Here is an 18,124-nt window from a genome sequence, read left to right as displayed (position 1 = left end):
GGAAGGGATAACGGGAGCGCGTCATGAACCCGTCCCGCCTGTTCATCCTGCGGCCGGTGGCCACGACGCTGCTGATGCTGGCGATCCTGATCGTCGGCGGCGTGTCGTACCTGAACCTGCCCGTCTCGGCGCTGCCGGCGGTCGATTACCCGACGATCCAGGTTCAGACCTTCTATCCCGGCGCCAGCCCCGAGGTGATGACCTCCTCGGTGACGGCGCCGCTGGAGCGGCAGTTCGGCCAGCTCGCCAACCTCAACCAGATGACCTCGCAATCCTCCGCGGGCGCCTCGGTCATCACCCTGCAGTTCAGCCTGGACCTGCCGCTGGACATCGCCGAGCAGCAGGTCCAGGCGGCGATCAACGCCGCCGGCAACCTCCTGCCCTCCGACCTGCCGGCGCCGCCGATCTACGCCAAGGTCAACCCGGCCGACGCGCCGGTCCTGACGCTGGCGCTCACCTCCAAGACCCTGCCGCTGACCCAGGTGCGCGACCTCGCCGAGTCGCGCCTCGCGCAGAAGATCAGCCAGGTGGCGGGCGTCGGCCTCGTGAGCATCTCGGGCGGCCAGCGCCCGGCCGTGCGGGTGCGGTTCAACGCGCGGGCGCTCGCCGCCTACGGGCTCAACATCGACGACCTGCGCACCACCATCACCAACCTCAACGTCAACACGCCGAAGGGCACGATCGACGGGCCGAAGCAGTCCTACGCGATCAACGCCAACGACCAGATCCGCGACCCGAAGGCCTACGACGCGGCGATCATCGCCTACCGCAACGGCGCCCCGGTGATGCTCTCGGAGGTGGCCGACGTGGTCGAGGGGCCGGAGAACACCAAGCTCGGCGCCTGGGCGGACGCGACGCCGGCGGTGATCCTGAACATCCAGCGCCAGCCCGGCGCCAACGTCATCGCGACCGTCGACAAGATCAAGTCGCTGCTGCCGCAGCTCCAGGCGAGCCTGCCGGCCGCCGTCGCGGTGGCGCCGCTCACCGACCGGACCACCACGATCCGCGCCTCCGTGGAGGACGTGCAGTTCGAGCTCGGCCTCGCCATCGCGCTCGTGGTGCTGGTGATCTTCCTGTTCCTGCGCAGCCTGTCGGCGACCCTGATCCCGAGCCTGTCGGTGCCGCTGTCGCTGGTCGGCGCCCTGTCGGTCATGGACCTCTACGGCTTCTCCCTCGACAACCTGTCGCTGATGGCGCTCACCATCGCCACCGGCTTCGTGGTCGACGACGCCATCGTGGTGATCGAGAACATCGCCCGGCACGTGGAGGCCGGCGACTCGCCCCTGGAGGCGGCGCTCAAGGGCTCCCGCGAGATCGGCTTCACCATCATCTCGCTGACCGTCTCGCTGATCGCCGTGCTGATCCCGCTCCTGTTCATGGGCGACGTGGTCGGGCGGCTGTTCCACGAATTCGCCATCACGCTGGCGGCCACGATCATCATCTCGGCGGTGGTCTCGCTGACGCTGGTGCCGATGCTGTGCGCGCGGCTCCTGAAGCACGTCCCGGAAGCCGGCCACCGCCGCCGGGAGGGCGTCCTCTCCCGCCTGGGCCGGCGCGCCATCGACGGCACGATCGAGTCCTACGGCCGCTCCCTGCGGGTCGTCCTCAACCACCAGGGCCTGACGCTGCTGGTGGCGCTCGGCACGCTCGGGCTCACGATCTACCTGTTCGCGGTGATCCCGAAGGGCTTCTTCCCCGTGCAGGACACGGGCGTGATCCAGGGCATCACCCAGGCCGACCAGTCGGTCTCCTACGCCGCCATGGCCGAGCGCCAGCAGCGGATGGCCGAGATCGTCCTCAAGGACCCGGACGTGGCGAGCCTGTCGTCGTTCATCGGGGTCGACGGCCAGAACGTCACGCTCAATTCCGGCCGGATGCTGATCAACCTGAAGCCCCGGGACGCGCGCACCGCGACGGCCAGCGCGATCATCCGGCGGATCTCGGCGGCGGCGGCCAACCAGCCCGGCATGCGGCTCTACATGCAGCCGGTCCAGGACCTGACCATCGACACGGCGGTCTCGGCGACCCAGTACCAAGTGATCCTGGAGAGCCCGAACATCGACGATTTCGAGACCTGGGTGCCGCGCTTCACCGAGGCGCTGGCGAAGTCGCCCGTGGTCACCGACGTGGCGAGCGACCACCAGGGCCAGGGGCTCGCCGCCTACGTGACCATCGACCGGCCGACCGCCGGCCGCTACGGCATCACCCCGGCGACGATCGACAACGCCCTCTACGACGCCTTCGGCCAGCGGATCATCTCGACGATCTTCACCCAGTCCAACCAGTACCGGGTGATCCTGGAGGCCGACCCGAAGCTGCACACGACGCTCCGCAGCCTCGACGCGATCTACCTGCCCTCCTCCACGGCGACCAACGGGCAGGTGCCGCTCTCGGCGGTCGCGCGGATCAGCGAGCGGCGGGCGCCGCTGCTGATCTCCCATCTCGGCCAGTTCCCGGCCACCACCGTGTCGTTCAACCTCGCCCCCGGCGCGGCGCTGGGGCAAGCGGTCGAGGCGATCGACAAGGTCAAGGCCGAGATCGGCCTGCCGCCCTCGTTCCGGGTGGTGCCGCAGGGCTCGGTCTTCGCCTTCCAGTCGGCGCTCGGCAACGAGCTGTTCCTGGTCCTGGCGGCGATCGTGACCGTCTACATCGTGCTGGGCGTGCTCTACGAGAGCTTCATCCACCCGATCACGATCCTCTCGACCCTGCCGTCGGCGGGGATCGGGGCGCTGCTCGGCCTGATGCTGTTCGGCCTGTCGCTCGACATCATCGCGGTGATCGGCATCGTGCTGCTGATCGGCATCGTGAAGAAGAACGCCATCATGATGATCGACTTCGCGCTCCAGGCGGAGCGCGAGGACGGGCTCGAGCCCCGCGAGGCGATCTTCCAGGCCTGCCTGCTGCGCTTCCGGCCGATCCTGATGACGACGCTGGCGGCGCTCTTCGCGGCGGTGCCGCTGATCCTCGGCACCGGCGTCGGCTCCGAGCTGCGCCAGCCGCTCGGCATCTGCATCGCGGGCGGCCTGATCGTCAGCCAGGTGCTGACGCTGTTCACCACGCCGGTGATCTACCTGGCCTTCGACCGGCTGGAGCGGCGGATCTCGGGGCGGCGGGGGCCGGATCTCGCGCCCGGCGAGGCGCTGCCGTGAACATCTCCGAGCCGTTCATCCGGCGGCCGGTGGCGACCACGCTGCTCACGATCGGCGTGCTGCTCGCCGGGCTGTTCGCCTTCCTGAAGCTGCCGGTGGCGCCGCTGCCGCAGATCGACTTCCCGGTGATCCTCGTCCAGGCCCAGATGGCTGGCGCCTCGCCCGACACCATGGCCACCACCGTGGCGGCGCCCCTGGAGCGGCGGCTCGGCGCCATCGCGGACGTCAACGAGATGACGTCCACGAACTCCCTCGGCTCGACCCGGATCGTGCTGCTGTTCGGCCTCAACCGCGACATCGACGGCGCGGCCCGCGACGTCCAGGCCGCCATCAACGCGGCGCGCGCCGACCTGCCCGCCTCGCTCCGGCAGAACCCGACCTACCGGAAGTTCAACCCCGCCGACACGCCGATCATCATCCTCGGCATGACCTCGGAGACGCTGACCCGCGGCCAGGTCTACGATTCCGCCGCCACCGTGGTGCAGCAGAAGCTGTCCCAGCTGCCGGGCGTCGGCAACGTCGATATCGGCGGCTCGTCCCTGCCGGCGGTGCGGGTCGAGCTCGATCCCACGGCCCTGTTCAACTACGGCATCGGCCTCGAGGGCATCCGGGCCGCGCTCGCCTCCGCGAACGCGAACTCGCCCAAGGGCGAGATCGACGCGGGCGACCGCCGCTACCAGCTCTACGCCAACGACCAGGGCCGCAAGGCCGCCGATTACCGCGACATCATCGTGGCCTACCGCAACGGCGCCGCGGTGAAGCTCACCGATGTCGGGCAGGTGCTCGACGGGGTCGAGGACAAGCGCAACCTCGGCATCGTCAACGGCAAGCCGGGCGTGCTGCTGTTCGTCTACAAGCAGCCCGGCGCCAACGTGGTCGAGACCATCAACGCCGTGAAGGAGGCGCTGCCGCAGATCACCGCCTCCCTGCCCGGCGGCATCGACATCAAGCTCACCGGCGATCGCAGCGCCACGATCCGCGCCTCCCTCGCGGCCACCGAGGAGACGCTGCTGGTGGCGGTCGGCCTCGTCATCCTGGTGGTGTACGGCTTCCTGCGCTCCTGGCGGGCCACGCTGATCCCGGCGGTCGCCGTGCCGATCTCGATCGTCGGCACCTTCTCGGCGATGTACCTGCTCGGCTACTCGCTCAACATCCTGTCGCTGACCGCGCTGATCATCGGCACCGGCTTCGTGGTCGACGACGCCATCGTGGTGCTGGAGAACGTCCAGCGGCACATCGAGGAGGGCAAGCCCCGGCTCCAGGCGGCGCTGATCGGCGCGCGGGAGGTCGGGTTCACGGTGATCTCGATGAGCTTGTCACTCATCGCGGTGTTCCTGCCGATCCTGCTGATGGGCGGCCTCGTCGGCCGCATCTTCCAGGAATTCTCCGTCACCCTGTCGCTGTCGATCCTGATTTCCTTGGTGCTCTCGCTCACGACCACGCCGATGATGTGTGCCCGGCTGCTCCGGGCCGAGGGGCATGGCCCCAATGGCGAACCGCCGGCCGGCCGCCGGCCGAACCTGCTGATCCGGATTTTGGAGGGCGGCTTCGCCCGGCTGCTCGGGGCCTACGCGCGGACGCTGGAGGTGGCGCTCGCCCATCCGCGCCTCGTCCTGCTGAGCCTGCTCGCCACGGTCGGGCTCAACGTCTACCTCTACATCATCGTCCCGAAGGGCTTCTTCCCCGAGCAGGATACCGGGCAGATGATGGGCGGCATCCAGGCCGACCAGCGCATCTCGTTCCAGTCGATGGAGAAGAAGCTCACGCAGGCGACCGCGATCGTCGGGGCGGATCCGGCGGTCGAGAGCGTCGTCGGCTTCACGGGCGGCCGCGGCACCAACTCGGCCAACGTCTTCGTCGGCCTGAAGCCGCTCAACGAGCGGGCGCCGATCTCGGCCGTGATGGCGCGGCTGCGGCCGAAGCTCGCGCAGGTCGCGGGCGCGCGCCTCTACGTCTTCCCCCGCCAGGACCTGCAGATGGGCGGCCGCCAGAGCTTCGCCCAGTACCAGTACACCCTCCAGGGCGACACGGCCGAGGAGCTGTTCGCTGCCGCCCCGAAGCTGGTGGCGGCCCTGCAGAAGGACCCGACCTTCGCGGACGTGACCTCGGACCAGCAGGAGGGCGGGTTGGAGAGCCGGGTCGTGATCGACCGGGCGACCGCGTTCCGCTACGGCATCACGCCGAACAAGATCGACAACACCCTCTACGACGCCTTCGGCCAGCGCCAGGTCTCGACGATCTACAACCCGCTGAACCAGTACCACGTCGTGATGGAGATCGCGCCGCGCTACCTGGAAACGCCGGAGACGCTCAAGCAGATCTACGTCTCGACCTCGGGCGGCAACGCGCCGGGCTCGGCCACCACCAACGCGGTCGCCGGCACGGTGGCGGCGGGCGGGACCGTCAACACCAACGCGGCGACCGGCACCAGCAGCCCGGGCAGCGGGTCGTCGGCGAGCGCCGCGACCGGCGTCGCCACGGGCTCCGGCGCCGTCGGCGGCTCGGGCACCGCGGGCGCCGTCGCGGCGGCGGCCGCCGCCGCTTCCGCCAGCACGGCCGACACCGCCTCGAACGCCGCCGCCATCGCGTCCGACTCGGCCCGCAACGCCTCCGCCAACGCCATCGCGGCGAGCAAGGGCGGCGCCTCGTCGAGCGCGCCGGTCTCCGCCGCCAAGGAGACGATGGTGCCGCTCTCGGCCTTCGCGCGGATCGAGCCCGGCAGCGCCCCCGTGCAGGTGAGCCACCAGGGCCTGTTCGTGGCGACCACGATCTCGTTCAACCTCGCCCCGGGCAAGAGCCTGTCGGACGCCACGGACGCCATCGACCGGGCCATGGCCTCCCTGCAGCTGCCCGCCACGATCCACGGCGAGTATGCCGGCGCGGCCAAGAACTACGTCGCCTCCGCGTCGCGCCAGCCGCTGCTGATCCTGGCGGCGATCCTGGCGGTCTACGCGGTGCTGGGGATCCTCTACGAGAGCTTCGTGCACCCGCTGACGATCCTCTCGACCCTGCCCTCGGCCGGCGTCGGCGCGGTGCTGGCCCTGCTGGTGACGGGCACCGACTTCACCATCATCGCGCTGATCGCGGTGTTCCTGCTCATCGGCATCGTGAAGAAGAACGCGATCATGATGATCGACGTGGCGATCGACGCGGAGCGGACCCGGGCCGCGAATCCCGTGGACGCGATCCGCGAGGCCTGTCTCCTGCGCTTCCGGCCGATCATGATGACGACGCTGGCCGCCATGCTCGGCGCCGTGCCGCTGATCCTGGCCAACGGCGAGGGCGCGGAGCTGCGCCGCCCGCTGGGCATCGCCATCGTCGGCGGGCTGATTGTGAGCCAGATCCTGACCCTCTACACCACCCCTGTCGTCTACCTCACCCTCGATCGCCTCCGGCACAGGGTGCTCAACCGGCGCAGGCGCGGCGGGCGGAGCGGAGAAGCGGCGCTGCCGGCCGGAGAGTGATGGTTAAGGTTTCACGTGAAACAGCGGCGGCCGCGATCGCGCGCGGGGGTTCCTCCAACCCACCTCCTCGTCCTGAGGTGCCGCGCAGCAGCCTCGAAGGAGGGCTCCAGCCAGGCGCGCGATTCCTGGAGGGCTCCTTCGAGGCCTCCGCTACGCTCCGGCACCTCAGGATGAGGTTCAGGGTGGGAGGTGCGCTTTTTACCCATCAACGGCTCCGCACCCTCGCATCCCTGCTCCTCGCCGCCCCGCTCCTCGCCGGCTGCGTGGTCGGCCCGGACTACACCCGGCCCTCCGTGGAGACGCCGCTGGCCTACAAGCAGGGCGGTGTCCGGGAGGACAGCCCGGCCTACGTCGCGGCGCGGAAGAAGGGCTGGCGCGAGGCCCGGCCCAGCGACGCGGTCGAGCGCGGCGACTGGTGGCGGGTGTTCAAGGACCCGACCCTCGACCGGCTGATCCGCCTCGTCGACGTCGACAACCAGTCCCTCCGGCAGGCGGTGGCGAATTACCGGCAGGCGCGGGCGCTCGTCGCCTCCGCGCAGGCGGCCCTGTACCCGACGGTGATCGGCGCGCCGAGCATCACCCGGACCGGCAGCGGCACCGCCACGCGCACCAACGTGGCGCTTCTGGGCCAGGCGAGCTGGGAGCTCGACCTGTTCGGCGGCACGCGCCGCACCATCGAGAGCGAGGCGGCCCTGGCGCAGTCCGACGCCGCCACGATCGCGCTGACTCGCCTGAGCATCCAGGCGGAGATCGCGGCCGACTACCTGACGGTGCGCTACGCCGATTCCCTCCAGAAGGTGCTCGATGAGAACGTCGAGAACTTCAAGAGGACCCTGGCGATCACCGAGAACCAGTACGCCGCCGGGGTCGCGGCGCGCTCCGACGTGATCACCGCGCAGACCCAGGTCCAGACCATCCAGGCCCAGGCCATCGCGGTGCGCCTGACCCGGGTGCAGTTCGTCAACGCCATCGCCACCTTGATCGGGCGGCCCCCCTCCGAGGTGTCGATCCCGGTATCCGGCATCGGGCGCAATCCCCCCGGGGTGCCGGTCGGGATCCCGGGCGATCTGCTGGAGCGGCGGCCGGATGTGGCCCAGGCCGAGCGCCTCGTCCAGGCGCAGAGCGAGCGCATCGGCGTGGCGGTGGCGGCCTTCTTCCCGACCGTGACGATCTCGGCCCAGGGCGGCATCTCGGGGGCGACCCGCAACGGCCTGCTCTCGGCGGCCAACCAGGTCTGGTCGGTGGCGGCCTCCGGCAGCGAGGTGCTGTTCGACGGCGGCGCCCGCACCGCGGCGCTGCGCTCGGCCGAGGCCGGCTACGACGCGGCGGTGGCCAATTACCGGCAGGTGGTGCTGGCCGCCTTCGCGGAGGTCGAGAACCAGATGGCGGCTTTGCGCATCCTCGGCCAGCAGCAGGGGGCGCAGGACACCGCCGTGGACCTGTCGCGCAGGGCCGTGGAGATCACCCTCAACGAGTACCGGGCCGGCACCCAGAACTTCACCACGGTGGTGACCGCGCAGAACCTGCTCGTGAACAACGAGGTCAACGCCCTTCAGGTGCGACTGAACCGCTTCACCGCGGCGGTCACGCTGATCCGGGCGCTCGGCGGCGGCTGGGACGTGCGCGCCCTGCCGAGCGATTCCGAGCTGAAGGGCCCGAGCCTGCCGATCGACCGGGGCGGCCAGGCGGTCCGCCCCGACGAGTAGCGGCCGCCGGGCGGAGCGCCCGCGCGGGACCTTCAGGCCGCCGCCGCGTGCCCCCCGCAGGGCTGGACCTCGACGGTGACGTGGCTCAGGCCCTTCACCCCGGCGAGGCGCGCCTTGTAGTGGGCGGGCGGCTGCGGATCGTCGCTGACGAGGGCGATCACGGCGGCCCGGTGGCCCGGCCCGACCCGCCAGAGATGCAGGTCGCTGACCCGGTCGCCGCCGATCTCCAGGCGCTCCCGGATCTCTCGGGTGGCCGCCGGCGAGGGCCGTGCGTCGAGGAGCACGAGGGCGGCCGTCCGCAGCAGGCTCCACGACCACGCCAGGATCACGGCGGTGCCGACGAGGCCCATGGCCGGGTCGAGCCAGGCGAGGCCGAGATAGCGCCCGCCGAGCAGCGCCACGATGGCCAGGACCGACGTCAGCGTGTCGGCCAGGACGTGGACGTAGGCGGCCCGGAAGTTCGTGTCGTGGCCGCCGTGGCCGCCATGCGCGTGGCCCGCGTGCGCGTGGCCGCCGTGCGCGTGGCCTCCGTGATGGTGAGCGTGGTCGTCGTGGCCGTGATCGTCGTGGTCGTCGTGCAGCAGCCAGACGCTCGCGAGGTTCACGGCGAGCCCCAGCACGGCGATCGGGATCGCCTGACCGAAGCCGATCGCCACCGGATGCAGCAGCCGGTCGAGGCTCTCGGCGCCGATCAGCAGGGCGATCAGGCCGAGCAGCAGCGCGCTGGCGAAGGCCGCGAGGTCGCCGAACTTGCCGGTGCCGAAGGTGAAGCGGGGGTCGTCCGCGTGGCGCCGGGCGAAGTGGTAGGCGAGCGCCGCGACGCCCAGGGCCGCCGCGTGGGTCGACATGTGCCAGCCGTCGGCGACCAGCGCCATCGAGCCGAGCCACGTGCCGCCGGCGACCTCCGCCACCATCGTGACGGCCGTGAGCGCGACCACCGCCCAGGTCCGGCGGGCGTGCCGATCGTGCCGGTCGCCCAGGAAGACGTGGCTGTGGGCCCAGGGCTCGAGGGAATGGGTATGCATGCGGGGTTCCTTGATCCTAGCCTCGGCGCAGCATAGCCCAGCGGGTACCGGAACGGGCCTCGCCGCGGCGGGTTGTCAGGCCGGTTTGGTGCAGTGCAGCCACACGGGAGTCAGGGATGGCCGAGCCGACGACAGCCCTCAAGGACACGGCAGCCTGCGGCACGCAGCCGGCGCCGCCCTGCACGCTGGTGATCTTCGGGGCCGGCGGCGACCTCACCAAGCGCCTGCTGATGCCCTCGCTCTACAACCTCGCCGGCGCCGGCCTGCTGTCCGAGGGCTTCTCGATCCTCGGCATCGATCACAATGACGGGACGGACGAATCGCTCCGCGAGAATCTCACCCAGACCCTGGAGGCGTTCAGCAAGGACCCGACCTCGGAGTTCCACGCCGACCACATCGACTCGAAGAGCTGGGGCTTCATCCGGGACCGGCTCCACTACCTCAAGGGCGATTTCGAGAAGCCCGAGACCTACGCGGCCGTGAAGCAGCGGGTCACCGGCAGCGCGGTGTTCTACTGCGCGGTGGCGGCGCGCTTCTTCGGGACGATCGTGGACGGGCTCGGCCAGGCCGGTCTGCTCAAGCAGGAGGGCGACACCTTCCGCCGCGTGGTCATCGAGAAGCCGTTCGGGTCCGACCTCGCCTCGGCCCGGGAGCTGAACGCCCGCATCCTGCGCCAGGGCGACGAGAGCCAGTTCTACCGGATCGACCACTTCCTGGGTAAGGAAACCGTGCAGTCGATCATGGCGTTCCGCTTCGCCAACGGCCTGCTGGAGCCGGTCTGGCGGCGGGAATACATCGACAGCATCCAGATCACGGCGGCCGAGACCGTGGGCGTCGAGGAGCGGGGCGGCTTCTACGAGCCGACCGGGGCGCTGCGCGACATGGTGCCGAACCACATGTTCCAGCTGCTCTGCATGGTCGCCATGGAGCCGCCGAACTCCTTCGACGCGGAGGCCGTGCGCACCGAGAAGGCCAAGCTCGCCGAGGCCGTGAAGCCGATCCCGCCCGAGGACGCGGTGCGCGGCCAGTACACGGCCGGCACCTCGGAGGGGCGCGACGTGCCCGCCTACCGGGACGAGCCGCACGTGGCGAAGGACTCGGTCACCGAGACCTACATCGCGTTGAAGCTCAACATCGAGAACTGGCGCTGGGCCGGGGTGCCGTTCTACGTCCGCACCGGCAAGCGCATGACCGGGCGGCGCACCGAGATCGCCGTGCTGTTCAAGCCGGCGCCGTTCAAGATGTTCGAGGACACGCCCACGGCCGACCTCGCGCCCACCGTGATGCGGATCCAGATCGATCCCGATCACGGGGTGAGCACCGAGTTCAACGTCAAGGTGCCGGGGCCGCAGATGAAGATCGGCCGGGTGCGCTCCGGCTTCCGCTACAAGGACTTCTTCGCCGACCGGCCGAATGTCGGCTACGAGACGCTGCTCTACGATTGCATGACCGGCGACGCGACGCTGTTCCAGCGCGCCGACAACATCGAGGCCGGCTGGGCCGCGGTCGATTCCCTGCTCAAGGGCTGGCCGCAGGCGGAGGTGAACTTCTACCCCGCGGGCAGCGCCGGCCCGATGGAGGCCGACGCGCTGCTCGCCCGCGACGGCCGCCACTGGCTGGGTCTGGACGGCGAGACCGACTGAGCGGCCCGACGATTCGTTCGAACGCGAGGGTCGGCGGTTTCGCCCCTTCCCGAAGCGGTGCGGCTGCCTGCCGCCCCCTGCGCCCCAGCCGTCAGTGCGCGTGCAGCGAAGCGATCCAGGGCAGCGCCACGGCGACGAGCGTCGCGCTACCTTGGACCACGGCGCTGCGCTCGCGGTGACGGGGTTCGGCCCTGTCAAACCGGTCGTGGCGGATGGATCGACCCGGTTGTCCAGCGGGTCGCCGGCTCATCCGCGTCTCAGCCCGCCCGGCCGTAATCGCGGGCGTCCCGCGCCTGGCGGTGAAAGGTGAGCCGGCGATCGAATTCCCGCGGGTCCTTCGGCTTCACCAGGGCGCCCGGGGGCACGTTCAGCCAGTCGACCAGCCGGGTGAGCATGAAGCGGAGCGCGGCGCCCCGGCACAGGATCGGCAGGGCCGCGACCTCGGCGGCCTCCAGGGGCCGCACGGCCTCGTAGCCGGCGATCAGCGCGGCGGCCATGTCGCGGTGGAAGGTGCCGTCGGGGTCGAAGCACCACGCGTTCAGGCAGACCGCGAGGTCGTACGCGAAGGCGTCCGTGCAGGCGAAGTAGAAGTCGATCAGGCCCGACAGCGCGTCGCCGATGAAGAAGACGTTGTCGGTGAACAGGTCCGCGTGGATCACGCCGCTCGGCAGGTCCCGGGGCCAGTGCGCCTCCAGGACGGCGAGGTCCGACCGGGTGCGCGCCGCGAGGCCGGACTCGACCGAATCGGCCTGGGCCTCGGCCTGCGCGAAGAGCGGGCGCCACGCGGACACCGAGAGATTGTTGTCCCGCACCATCGGGAAGTCCCGGCCGGCGGCGTGCAGCTCCGCGAGGGCCCGGCCAAGTTCCCGGCAATGCTCGACGCCCGGCGCCTTGACCGAGACCCCCTCCAGGAAGCTCACGATGGCGGCGGGCCGGCCGCAGAGCTGGCCAAGGGCCTGGCCAGCCCGGTCGCGCACGGGCTGCGGGCAGGCGAGGCCGCGGGCCGAGAGGTGCTCCATCAGCCCGATGAAGAACGGCAGGTCCTGTTCCCGGACGCGCTTCTCGTAGAGCGTCAGGATGTAGGCGCCCTCGGTCGTGTGCAGGAAGAAATTCGAGTTCTCGACGCCCTCCGCGATGCCCTTGAAGGAGAGCAGGCTGCCGATCGCGTAGGCGGACAGGAACTCGGCGAGCGCCGCGTCGGATACCTCGGTGTAGACGGCCACGTGTCTGCGCTCTGATGTCGGAAGTTCGATACGGCAAGGGGCGCCGAAGCGCCCCCGCATAAAGCCTGCCGCGCGCCCCGAGCCCGGGGCGTCGGCGCTGTCGGACCGGACCGCCTACTCGGCGGCCTCGCTGCGCAGCTCTCGCGGCAGCGGGAAGACCATGTCCTCGATCACGGTCGAGACCGTGTCGACCATCACGTCGTAGCGGGCCGCGAAGGCGTCGATGATCTCCTCGACCAGGACTTCGGGGGCCGAGGCGCCGGCCGTGAGGCCGAGCTTGCGGATGCCCTCGAAGGCCGGCCAGTCGATCTCCTCGGCGCGGAGCACGAGGCGGGTGATCGGGCAGCCGACGCGCTCGGCGACCTCGCGCAGGCGCTGCGAGTTCGACGAGTTCGACGAGCCGACCACGATCAGGGCGTCGACCAGCGGCGCCACCTGCTTCACCGCCTCCTGGCGGTTGGTGGTGGCGTAGCAGATGTCGTCCTTGTGCGGCCCGGTGATGTTCGGGAACTTCTTCTTCAGGGCGTCGACGATGTGCCGGGTGTCGTCCACCGACAGGGTCGTCTGGGTGACCCAGGCGAGGTTGTCGGGATTGTCCGGGGTCAGGGCCGCGATCTGCTCGAGATCCTCCACGAGGGTGATCGAGCCCTTGGGCAGCTGGCCCATCGTGCCCACCACCTCGGGATGGCCGGAATGGCCGACCAGCAGGACGTGGCGGCCGCGCTTGTGGTGGATCTCGGCCTCGCGGTGGACCTTGGTCACCAGCGGGCAGGTGGCGTCGATCGTCGTCAGCCCGCGCGAATCAGCGTTGGCCGGCACGGTCTTGGCCACGCCGTGGGCGGAGAAGATCACCGGGGCGCCGCCGTCCGGCACCTCGTCGAGCTCGCGGACGAACACCGCGCCCTTCCGCTTCAGGCTCTCCACGACGTACTTGTTGTGCACGATCTCGTGGCGGACGTAGACGGGCGGCCCGTAGATGGCGAGCGCCCGCTCCACGACGTCGATGGCCCGCACCACGCCGGCGCAGAAGCCGCGCGGGGCGCAGAGCAGGATCTCCAGCGGCGGCTTGCCGGCGGTGCCCGGGACGGGCTCGGGGGTCGCGATATCGGCGGTCATGCGGGGGATGTGGCGAGGGCGGGGCTGTCCTGTCAACAGGACTGGCCCAGGAACCGGGCGGGAAGAGGGAAGCGGAACCGCTCCGTGGCCCCTCTGTAGCACGATTGCCGCGGGAATGGGACCCGCGCCGGCTCCCTCAGAGCCGCCGGATTCCCGTCACGGCGCCGAAGCTGTGCGCCGCGATGCGGGCGACCGCCCCGGCGAGCGGCTCCGCGGCGACCGCCATGTGGTGGCCGTTGGCGTGGATCAGCGTCTCGGGATCGACCATCAGCCCGACATGGCCGCGCCAGAAGACGAAGTCGCCCCGGCGCAGGCCCGCGACCTCCGGGCGCGCGGGGTCGAACGTCAGCGCCTGCCCGAGGGCCCGCTCCTGCATGTCGGCGTCGCGCGGGCAGGGCAGCCCCGCCGCGTCGAGGCAGAGCTGCACGAGGCCGGAGCAGTCGAGCCCGAGGCTGGTGCGGCCGCCCCAGAGATAGGGGGTCCCGGCGAGCCGCGCGGCCGTCGCGGCGTAGTCCGGCTCGCGCGCGTCGACGGGCGCGCAGTGGCGGGCGAACACGTAGCCGCCCGGCGTCTCCAGGTAGGCGCCCGCCTCCCCCGTCGCGGCGAGGCGTGCGCCGAGGCTGAGATGGCCGAGGACCGGCCGCTTCAGGTCCGGCTCGGGATACAGGAAGGTGCGCAGGGCGGTGACGCGGTGCGTCGGCTCCGGATCGGCCGGACCGAGGCTTTCGGCCGGCAGGTAGCCGACGTAGCCGTCGCGGGCGAGCTGCACGAAGGCGAAGCCGTCCGCCGTGTCGTAGAGATCGACCGCGTCGCCGAGCAGCGCCTCGGTGTCGAGCCCCGCGTCGGCGGCGGGCGCGCGGCGCAGCGGCGCCGACGGCGATGTCACCCGCCGCGGCGTGCCGGCAACGTAGCGCGCCGCCGCGACGCGGTCCCGCAGGCGGAGATCGGCGACGTGCGGCCGGGCCGGGGTCAGCCGGGGATCGAGGCTCTCGGTCATCCGCGGACCCTACCATGCTGAGTTGAAGCGCGGGTAAGCGCGGGCCCGCCGGACCGCGCCACTATGACGCACGGAGGCGCGTCTCCGGACCGGAGCAGCCGGCACTGGCCCGCGGGGTCGCCCGAAAGTCCGGCAGATCGGGCACCGGGTGCCCGAAGCGGTCCGGGGCTGCCCAAGCGTGCGGCAGCCGGCATCACATCCGGGTCACCTGCGCATCATCCGCGCGTCACCTCTGCGTCACCCGCCGGCGAGACATGTGCGGGAGGCGCCCATCACACGTTTTTGATGCACTGCACAACCTGCCCGGAAGGCGCTATGTCTGGTGCATGAAGACCGCGAGTCGCCCCGTGAAGAAGACGCAGAAGAGCTTCGCCGACCTGCCACCGATCCGCGTCCGCCGCGAGCCGCCCACCGTGAGCGAGGCGGTCGCCGCCGCGCAGGATCTCGCGGACGACGTGGAGCAGCAGGTCGAGATCGCCGCCGGCCTGATGGGCCTGCCGGCCGACGAGGTCCGCCCCCACGTCCTGGCGGCCAAGAAGGCCAAGCCGGAGCGCACCCCCGAGCGGATCCTGACCCAGGCGAGCCCGAGCCGGGCCCCGCGCACCGTGGTGGTGGAGCGCCGCACGCGCCCGACCGTGGTGATCGAGCGCCGCAGCCGGCCCCTCGACCCGCGTCGCTGACGGCCCGGGTCACCTGCCGGAGGGCGCGCCCTCGGGATCGCCGCCCCGCCCGCGCGCCGCGCTCAGTCGGCGGTCTGCACCGACCACGTGGCGTGGCGGATGCCGGGCATGCGGGCCAGCTCGTTGGTCACGGCGTCGAGTTCCTCCGCCTTGACGGCGCTGGCCGTGAGCGTCGCCACCACGTCGACCGCGCTCTCGCCGCGCTCCTCGATCTCGACGCTGCCGACCGGGTAGTTCGCCGCCTCCAGGCGCTCCACCAGCATGTCCTGGGCCGGCCCGGCCTCGCCGGGCGCCGTGGTGACCTGGACCTCGTAGGTCGCCTCGGTGGCGGATTCCCGGATCGGCGCGCGGTTGATGGCGTTCACCAGCGGCCGGAGCGCCGTGTTGCAGGCGAGCACCGTCACCATCACGAACACCGCCTCCAGGGGCAGGTCGGCGCCGCAGAAGGCCCCGACCGCGGCCGAGCACCACAGGGTCGCGGCCGTGTTGAGGCCGCGGACGTTCATCCCCTCCTTCATGATCACGCCGGCGCCGAGGAAGCCGATGCCCGAGATCACGTAGGCCACCGTGCGGACGCCCCCGTCCGGCCCGGTCAGCCGCATGCCGAGATCTACGAAGGCCGAGGCCCCGACCGCGACCAGCACCGCCGTGCGCAGGCCCGCGGTGCGCTGCCGGTACTGCCGCTCGGCCCCGATGATCGTGCCCAGCACGAAGGCCACGAGCAGGCCGATCGCGGATTTCAGTTCTTCGGGGAGGGCGGCGTAGCTGGTCATCCACCGTCTCATGAAAGCGGGGAGGTGACGGAACCGTGACACCATGGCCCGGTCCCAACCGGAAAGCGTGTCCGGAGCGGGATTGACGGCCGCACCGGGCAGCGGGCACACCGGCAAGAGCCTGAGGATCCCTTAAGAATCCGGGACCCGGCCGAGGAGACGTGCAGGATGCAGCACACGGCCCAGGACAAGGCCCAGGACAAGGCCCGGAACATGGCCCGGGACATGGCCCGACGGGCGGATCCGCTCCGCGCCGGATCGTTCTCCGCATGAGCGGCGCCACAAGCGGCGCCCTCGCCGAACGCAGGCCCGACACCGCACCCGACAAAGGGCCCAGCAGCACGCCCGACACCGCCCTGCACGGCCGCGTCATGGCGCTGCGCGAGGGGCTGGAGCGCGGCCTGATCGGTAGCGCCGGCCTCGTGGAGCGCCTGCTGATCGGGCTCCTCACCGGCGGGCACCTGCTGATCGAGGGCGCGCCGGGGCTCGCCAAGACCCGCGCGGTCAAGCGCCTCGCCGACGGCCTCGACGGTTCCTTCGCGCGCATCCAGTGCACCCCGGACCTGATGCCGGCCGACCTCACCGGCACCACCGTCTGGCGTCAGGACAGCGGCACCTTCGAGTTCCTGCCCGGGCCGCTGTTCCACGCCCTCGTGCTGGTGGACGAGGTCAACCGCGCCCCTCCGAAGGTGCAGTCGGCGCTCCTCGAATCCATGGCCGAAGGGCAGGTGACGGTCTCGGGGACGACGCACCGCCTGTCCGACCCGTTCATGGTCGTGGCGACCCAGAACCCGATCGAGCATGCCGGCACCTTCCCGCTGCCGGAGGCGCAGCTCGACCGCTTCCTCCTCCACGTCGTGGTCGACATGCCCGACGAGGCCACCGAGCGGGCGATCCTCGACCTCGTGGAGGGCGAGATCACCCACCACGTCGACGCGATGACCGTGCGGCTGTCGCTGGCGGACGTGCGCGCCGCCCGGGAGGCGGCGCTCGCCACCTACGTGTCGCCGGCCCTCAAGGACTACCTCGTCCGGCTGGTGGCGGCGACCCGCACCGATGCGGCCGCCCCGGACCTGCGCGCCATGATCGAGCACCCGGCCTCCCCCCGCGGCACCCTGGCGCTGATGATGGCCGGCAAGGCCCGGGCCTGGCTGCGGGGGCGCGACCACGTCACGCCCGAGGACGTCGCGGAGCTGGCCCGCGACGCCCTCTCCCACCGGATCGGCCTGACCTGGCGGGCGGCCGCCGAGGGCCGGACGGCGCGCGGCCTCGTCGGCGAGCTGGTGCAGCGGGTGCGGGCGCTCTGACGGTGTTCGGGTTCGGGCAGGCGCGGCGCAGATCCCCTCTCCCCGCCGCGGGGGCGGTCGGCCCGACCGCCGGGGGCCCCTTCCCCGCCCGAGAGGCGGGGCGAGACCGCGCCGAGCACGGCATCCACCTCTCGGGCGAGGCCCTGATGGGCCTGCGCCACCTCGCCCGGCGGGGCTCCGCGCCCGCCACCCGGACGCTGGCGGGCCTGCCGGGCGGCATCGTCACCCGGCGCCGCGGGCGCGGGTCGGAGCCGGAGGACGTCCGCCTCTGGTCCGAGGGCGACGACCGCCGCTTCATCGACCGCAACGCCACGGCCCGCACCGGGCAGCTGCACGTCCGCACCCACCACGACGAGCGCGACCGCGCCGTGGTGCTGCTCGCCGATTTCCGGCCCGGGATGCTGTTCGGCACCCGCCGGGCCCTGCGCTCGGTGGCGGCCGCCGAGGCCCTGGCGCTGCTCGGCTGGCGGGTCGCCGCCGACGGCGGCCGGGTCGGCCTCGCGGTCGCCGCGGCCGGGGCGCCGACCGTGCTGCGGCCGGCGGGCGGCGAGCGCGCCATGATCGCGGTCACCGGCGCCCTCGCCCAGGCCCATGCCGACGCGCTGGCGGCCGAATCCGGCGCGCCGGCCCGCGCGGAGCCGCCGCTGGAGGCGACGCTCGGCCTCGCCCGCAGCCTGCTGCCGGCCGGCGGCCACCTCGTCATCGCCAGCGCCCTGGACGATCCCGGCCCGGGCTTCGACGAGCTCCTGACGCTGCTCGCCGAGCGGATCGCCATCCGGCTGATCCTGGTGAGCGACGCCTTCGAGCGCGCCCGGCCGCCCGGCTACTACCCCTTCGCCCTCGCGGACGGCCGCCGCGGGACCGCGCTGCCGACCGCGGGAGAACAGGCGGACGCGTCCGCCGAGGCCCGGCTCGCCGACTACGCCCGCCGCGGCATCGCGGGCGTGCGCCTCGACGTCGAGACCGGCCCGGAGGCCTACGCGCCGCTCATGGAGCGCCTCGATGCCGTGCTGTGAGGCCGGACCCGGCGGCGCGATCCCC

The 18,124-nt window shown here is 71.8% G+C and carries 12 protein-coding genes; 7 read left to right on the top strand and 5 right to left on the bottom strand.

Annotated elements, in window-relative coordinates:
- Positions 1 to 23: 23 nt before the first annotated feature.
- The 3 genes from BM314_RS16125 to BM314_RS16115 all read left to right on the top strand — a co-directional run bounded on the left by BM314_RS16125 (position 24) and on the right by BM314_RS16115 (position 8,319).
- Positions 24 to 3,149 carry an MdtB/MuxB family multidrug efflux RND transporter permease subunit gene (locus BM314_RS16125; RefSeq protein ID WP_091978973.1) on the top strand — a complete coding sequence of 1,042 codons (3,126 nt, stop codon included), beginning with the start codon at positions 24 to 26 and terminating at the stop codon, positions 3,147 to 3,149.
- Positions 3,146 to 6,613 carry an efflux RND transporter permease subunit gene (locus tag BM314_RS16120; RefSeq protein ID WP_020094027.1) on the top strand — a complete coding sequence of 1,156 codons (3,468 nt, stop codon included), beginning with the start codon at positions 3,146 to 3,148 and terminating at the stop codon, positions 6,611 to 6,613. Before BM314_RS16125 ends, BM314_RS16120 begins: the two co-directional genes overlap by 4 nt.
- Positions 6,614 to 6,783: 170 nt before the next feature.
- Positions 6,784 to 8,319 carry an efflux transporter outer membrane subunit gene (locus BM314_RS16115; protein WP_139237837.1) on the top strand — a complete coding sequence of 512 codons (1,536 nt, stop codon included), beginning with the start codon at positions 6,784 to 6,786 and terminating at the stop codon, positions 8,317 to 8,319.
- A 32-nt stretch (positions 8,320 to 8,351) separates the two neighbouring features.
- Here BM314_RS16115 and dmeF read toward each other — a convergent pair whose 3' ends face one another.
- A complete protein-coding gene (dmeF, locus tag BM314_RS16110) occupies positions 8,352 to 9,344 on the bottom strand; it encodes a CDF family Co(II)/Ni(II) efflux transporter DmeF (protein ID WP_091978971.1) in 993 nt (330 codons plus the stop codon).
- A gap of 116 nt (positions 9,345 to 9,460) precedes the next feature.
- Between dmeF and zwf the strand changes: the two genes are divergently transcribed.
- Positions 9,461 to 10,987: a glucose-6-phosphate dehydrogenase gene (zwf, locus tag BM314_RS16105; RefSeq protein ID WP_091978969.1), complete on the top strand. Its 1,527-nt coding sequence runs from the start codon at positions 9,461 to 9,463 to the stop codon at positions 10,985 to 10,987.
- Positions 10,988 to 11,244: 257 nt separating this feature from the next.
- Here zwf and BM314_RS16100 read toward each other — a convergent pair whose 3' ends face one another.
- The 3 genes from BM314_RS16100 to BM314_RS16090 form a co-directional block, all read right to left on the bottom strand.
- Positions 11,245 to 12,210, bottom strand: a complete 966-nt coding sequence (locus tag BM314_RS16100) for a homoserine kinase (RefSeq protein WP_091978967.1) — start codon at positions 12,208 to 12,210, stop codon at positions 11,245 to 11,247.
- Between the two features lie 114 nt (positions 12,211 to 12,324).
- Positions 12,325 to 13,326, bottom strand: coding sequence for a 4-hydroxy-3-methylbut-2-enyl diphosphate reductase (gene ispH / locus BM314_RS16095; RefSeq protein ID WP_091926965.1), 1,002 nt, complete (start codon positions 13,324 to 13,326; stop codon positions 12,325 to 12,327).
- 136 nt (positions 13,327 to 13,462) lie between these two features.
- Positions 13,463 to 14,323 (bottom strand): C40 family peptidase, encoded by an 861-nt coding sequence (locus BM314_RS16090; RefSeq protein ID WP_091978965.1) that lies wholly within the window; start codon positions 14,321 to 14,323, stop codon positions 13,463 to 13,465.
- A 347-nt stretch (positions 14,324 to 14,670) separates the two neighbouring features.
- Here BM314_RS16090 and BM314_RS16085 point away from each other — a divergent pair, with 347 nt between their 5' ends.
- A complete protein-coding gene (locus tag BM314_RS16085) occupies positions 14,671 to 15,003 on the top strand; it encodes a hypothetical protein (RefSeq protein ID WP_020094034.1) in 333 nt (110 codons plus the stop codon).
- A gap of 62 nt (positions 15,004 to 15,065) precedes the next feature.
- On the opposite strand, the gene BM314_RS16080 is transcribed toward BM314_RS16085, so the two are convergent.
- Positions 15,066 to 15,776 carry an MgtC/SapB family protein gene (locus BM314_RS16080; RefSeq protein ID WP_020094035.1) on the bottom strand — a complete coding sequence of 237 codons (711 nt, stop codon included), beginning with the start codon at positions 15,774 to 15,776 and terminating at the stop codon, positions 15,066 to 15,068.
- A 269-nt stretch (positions 15,777 to 16,045) separates the two neighbouring features.
- On the opposite strand from BM314_RS16080, the gene BM314_RS16075 reads away from it, so the two are divergent.
- Entirely contained in the window at positions 16,046 to 17,083 is a 1,038-nt protein-coding gene (locus BM314_RS16075; RefSeq protein WP_091978963.1) for an AAA family ATPase, read from the top strand.
- Between the two features lie 146 nt (positions 17,084 to 17,229).
- A complete protein-coding gene (locus tag BM314_RS16070) occupies positions 17,230 to 18,099 on the top strand; it encodes a DUF58 domain-containing protein (protein ID WP_170868127.1) in 870 nt (289 codons plus the stop codon).
- Positions 18,100 to 18,124 lie beyond the last annotated feature (25 nt).

The sequence above is a fragment of the Methylobacterium sp. 13MFTsu3.1M2 genome, from assembly GCF_900112625.1.
Taxonomy (GTDB): domain Bacteria; phylum Pseudomonadota; class Alphaproteobacteria; order Rhizobiales; family Beijerinckiaceae; genus Methylobacterium.
The sequence above is the reverse complement of the archived record's forward strand: the minus strand, read 5'-3'. Positions and strand labels throughout refer to the sequence as shown.